The 3,259-nt window shown below is 54.4% G+C and carries 2 protein-coding genes; both read left to right on the plus strand.

The features are described from left to right. Positions 1-94 precede the first annotated feature (94 nt). Complete coding sequence (locus JY96_RS21750; protein ID WP_035040509.1) at positions 95-1,069, plus strand: IS30 family transposase; 975 nt, start codon at positions 95-97, stop codon at positions 1,067-1,069. Between the two features lie 602 nt (positions 1,070-1,671). Then, positions 1,672-2,217: a hypothetical protein gene (locus JY96_RS21760; RefSeq protein ID WP_035044380.1), complete on the plus strand. Its 546-nt coding sequence runs from the start codon at positions 1,672-1,674 to the stop codon at positions 2,215-2,217. Positions 2,218-3,259: the final 1,042 nt, after the last annotated feature.

Consider the following 3,259-nt stretch of genomic DNA (forward strand, 5'->3'; position numbering starts at 1 on the left):
CGCGGATTCAACTAGTAAGTGCAACGTTCATTGAAATGGGTGGGGAGCGGCGAAACTAGCTGCACCTTATCCGACCAAGAACGAGGTTGCACCTATGACGTATCACCAACTCACCCAAGAGGAACGATACACCATCAACGCCTTGAGAGTAGCCAAATACTCTCAAGCCGAGATCGCTCGCCAAATTGGCAAACACCCAAGCACCGTCAGTCGTGAGCTTCGCCGGAACCTGACTACTCACCGAGCGCAGTACCGGCCAGAGAAGGCTCACAGTTACGCCGTGGCTCGACGTCGGCGCTGCCGTCGCGGCTCTCACTACTCCGACGCTCAGCGCGCTCAGGTCTTTAGCCTCATCCGCAGGAAGTTCAGCGCTGAGCAAATCAGCGGCATCCTCAAACGCTTCAAGCTCCTTGAAATCAGCACCGAGACCATCTACCGCTGGCTGCGTCGCGACAAGGCCAGCGGCGGTGAGTTGGTATCGCACACACGCATCATGTCCAAGAACGGTCGCAAACGCTACCGATCCAAGGATTCAAGGGGTGTTCTGGCCGGCAAGCGCCATATCAGCGAGCGACCACAGGAGGCCAACTTGCGCATCGCGATCGGTCACTGGGAAGGCGATACCGTCATCGGCAAAGACCTGCGCCACTGCCTGCTTACTCTGGTCGAGCGCGTCAGTGGCTTTGCCATCGTCATGAAGCTCAAGGCTCGCACCAAAGAAGAAGTCATCTGCGCTGCCAAGGTCGCCATCGCCAAGTACGAGCGTCAATTCAAAACGCTCAGCCTGGACAACGGAACGGAGTTCCACGACTACGCAAAGCTAGAGGAACACTTCAATCTCAAGTGCTACTTCGCCACCCCTTATCATTCCTGGGAGCGTGGCACCAACGAGAACTTCAACGGCCTGCTACGTCAATACGTACCAAAGGGAGTCTGCATGCAACATCTCACTCAAAAGCAGTGCGATCACTTCGCCAGCGAACTCAATAACAGGCCACGCAAACGCCACAATTTCCTGACGCCTTCCGAAGTCTTCTTCGGACGTACTAGCGTTGCACTTGCTGGTTGAATCTGGGCCCCAAAGAACAGACGCCATGCAAGTCTCCACATACTCCGACATCAAGGCCTTAGTGCTACGCCGCTACCTAGACTTTGCAATGAGTCGTGGCATCGCCAAAGGGTGGTCTATAGAGCAAGTTGTTGGAAGCGTTGCATACGAGCTTGAGAACGCATTCGAATCCCCACTTCATGACGCCATGGCTCAGGTTGTCCTGCTATCGCTATGTTGGCCAGACGCAAACACCTTCAACGGTGCACCTAGAAGCGCTCTTCGGGAAATGCTCTGCAATAGCGCAGTTAGCAATGCGATAGTGAACCTAGATGCCCTAGAGAAAGACGAGTTGCTTGAGGACCTTGGCGCTCTAGGTATTTCCGCTTCAAGCCACAGCGAGTAGTCATGCAACCGCTTAATGTATCGCTCAGTTCTGAGTTCTTCTTGTTCTCAACACCCTCTACTTCGCGCGGCATGCCTAACTGGGCGGTCAAGCGGACGCCAACAAGGGCCAAGGCTTCGCCAGTGTCTTGGCCCTTGTTGGTGCCCTTCAGTCGCTACGCTCCTTCCTGCGCCGCTTACCTTGGGCGTTAGGCCCTCAACCAGAACCTCTCCCTCGCATGGAAGCCAAGGTCTTTGTTATCAGGTCTGAGCAAAATCTGCTCGGGCTTGTCGCGCTAGTACTGCTTGCTCTCGCAGGCATCATTCGCGCATCCTATGGTGTCCCACTATCCGCGCTTGAGTGGAAGTTGTATGTACCGGTCTGTGCACTCTTTAGCTATCTAGCTATCCGCTCTTACCTACAAAGCAAGGCTTCCATCCACATTGACAGGGACTGCTGCATCGTGACAGTGCACTCCTACAACTGGCTACTCCAACGCACCACTGATGCACTCCCCCTATCTATATTCGTTGGGGTCTTCTCCCACCTGACATTTGGCAAGTTCCCGAAGAATGTTGTGTCGCTGCTGACGGAAGATGGGCAAAGACTCGATCTATTTCACGGCCTTGCAGGCACAACCGCAGAATCATTCTTTTCCACCCCAAAGCTCGCAGAGTCGCCAAAGGGAAGAGCCATTCGAGAAGCACTATCGGTGTACTCTGGCCTCCGCGACCTAGGGTTTCGGCCTAAGCAAGTCGGGCACAAGAAACTGCGCTTCAAGTGAAACTCATAGTCAGCCATGTTTGGTCATATTGCGGGCAGAAGGCCAAAGGCGCCAACGTAAGTTCAACAATGAAGTGCAACGCCAAAGCCCAAAATCCATCGCCTAACTGGGCGGTCAAGCGGACGCCAACAAGGGCCATGGCTTCGCCATTGTCCTGGCCCTTGTTGGTGCCCTCCAGTCGCTGCGCTCCTTGCGGCGCCGCTTACCTTGGGCGTTAGGCCCTTCCGCTGATTGCCATAGCCATGTCACGACTAAAACAAAGCCAAATTGGCACATTGACACTTTTGGTGACGAGTCAAGCAGTTGCAGACACGTTGATTGCACCAACTTCTACGAAAGAGGCCATCGACTGGGGTGTTTGGCTACTCGAAATCCTTGCCTTCGTCTTCATCGGAAAACTTCTACTCCTTGGTGCCACGGTACTTTTTATCCTGCTCCATATCGCACTTCCAGCCCTGCTCATCCGTGGTTTTATCAAACAGCAATACTGGCTTCCAGGCATAAGGTTTTGCCTCATATGCCTAGCTGTTCTGTACTCCGCCCTCTTCTACGCAATCCATCAATCCAATCAAACCATGTCCTCACAACCGAGCCGAGGCGTCACACCCTTGCTCGCGCGCATGCTCGACATGAGCAAAGTACACACCGCATCTGGAGTGTGGACTCGACGCGGATGTTGAGATTGGTCACCCCTTTACACACAATCGCCCCTCTCAGAGAGTTGCAATGAACTTGCATCACCGCGCACCTATTCCCGAACCTAACTGGGCGGTCAAGCGGACGCCAACAAGGGCCATGGCTTCGCCATTGTCCTGGCCCTTGTTGGTGCCCTTCAGTCGCTGCGCTCCTTCCGGCGCCGCTTACCTTGGGCGTTAGGCCTTCGTTTTTTGGCACTGCGTTTGGGCAAGGCTGCATTCATGTCATGCCATCTGAACATCAATATCCATCGATGTTTTGCGCGAGAGCACTGAGGCACACCACGGCCTTTTCCTCTGCCGTTCACGCATCTGTTCGCGTCTTCAGGTTTGGCGCTTTAATCGCC

This window comes from Aquabacterium sp. NJ1 (assembly GCF_000768065.1).
GTDB lineage: Bacteria > Pseudomonadota > Gammaproteobacteria > Burkholderiales > Burkholderiaceae_C > Aquabacterium.

What these genes read in the sequence shown, in the direction of transcription:
- JY96_RS21750 (WP_035040509.1), top strand. Translation starts at nt 95, where the DNA reads ATGACGTATCACCAACTCACCCAAGAGGAACGATACACCATCAACGCC.
- JY96_RS21760 (WP_035044380.1), top strand. Translation starts at nt 1,672, where the DNA reads ATGGAAGCCAAGGTCTTTGTTATCAGGTCTGAGCAAAATCTGCTCGGG.